General features: G+C 78.9%; 1 protein-coding gene. It reads left to right on the forward strand.

Annotated features, from left to right (window positions below; translation table 11 throughout):
* Positions 1–662, forward strand: a 662-nt coding sequence (locus tag WDV86_RS15930; protein WP_339568637.1) for a DUF222 domain-containing protein, incomplete at both ends; no start/stop codon positions are given.

Here is a 662-nt window from a genome sequence, read left to right on the forward strand (position 1 = left end):
CGCTGCCTCTGGTGCCGCGCCAGCGGCCGCGGCAGCGCCGCCCGCGCTGCCGGAGGCCGTCGAGGCCGTGGCCGGGGCGCTGGACCAGCTGCTCGCTGCCCAGCTGTGGCGGGCCAGCGAGGGCGAGGTCCGCGACGCCGTCCTCGCCCTGGAGGTCCAGGCCGCCCGCCTGGACGCCGCCCGGCTCCGCCTGCTCGCCGTCGCCGACGAACGCGGCCTCGAGGCCGCAGGCGGGGGACCCTCGACCGCGGACTGGCTCTGCGCGGCCACCACCACCCGGGCCGAGCACGCCCGCCGCCGCGTCACCCTCGCCGTCGACCTCCAAGGCCCCTTGGCCGCGACCGGGAAGGCGCTGGCCGCCGGTGCCGTCACCGCCGAGCAGGCCGGGGTCATCGCCGCCGCGATGGGACGCCTGCACCCCAGCCTCGACGCCGACACCCGCGCCGAGGCCCAGACGTTCCTCATCGCCCAGGCCGCGCACCTCGACCCGAGACGCCTGGCCTACGTCGGCCGGCACCTGACCGCCCGCCTCGACCCAGGCCACGGCCCCGGGTCAGGCCTGGGTGACGACCTCGCCCGCACCGAGGCACGGCAAGCCCGCCAGGCCCAGCTGCGGTGCACCCAGACCGACGACGGCACCTGGGCGCTGTCTGGGCTGCTCG

It is taken from the genome of Pseudokineococcus sp. 1T1Z-3 (assembly GCF_037482365.1).
Taxonomy (GTDB): domain Bacteria; phylum Actinomycetota; class Actinomycetes; order Actinomycetales; family Quadrisphaeraceae; genus Pseudokineococcus.